This window comes from Staphylococcus argensis (genome assembly GCF_002902305.1).
GTDB classification, from domain to species: Bacteria; Bacillota; Bacilli; order Staphylococcales; family Staphylococcaceae; genus Staphylococcus; species Staphylococcus argensis.
Genome location: NZ_PPPX01000006.1, coordinates 1 through 286, shown reverse-complemented (window position 1 = coordinate 286; position 286 = coordinate 1). Strand labels below are relative to the sequence as shown.

Annotated in this window: 1 tRNA gene; it reads left to right on the top strand. The window is 41.3% G+C overall.

Going from position 1 to position 286, the window contains the following annotated elements:
* Window positions 1-211 precede the first annotated feature (211 nt).
* Window positions 212-285 (top strand) — tRNA-Ile (locus CD039_RS06715).
* The last annotated feature ends 1 nt before the right edge of the window (window position 286 follow it).

The window sequence follows — 286 nt, the reverse complement described above, 5'->3', positions numbered from 1 at the left end:
ATATTGCATTTAGTTTTGAATGCTCATCAGAGTGTTCAATTAAATAGAGGAAAGTGCAAATGCTTGACTCTTAAAAATATCATTTTCGAAAGAAAGCGATTCTCAATCGATGAATTGAGCTGAAAGTGAAAGGAGCTTACTTAGTGTAAGTAACTGCACACTTGAAGCGAGAATGAAGAAGAGTGAAAGCGCTTGACTCGAAAATAATTGAGGGCCTATAGCTCAGCTGGTTAGAGCGCACGCCTGATAAGCGTGAGGTCGGTGGTTCGAGTCCACTTAGGCCCAC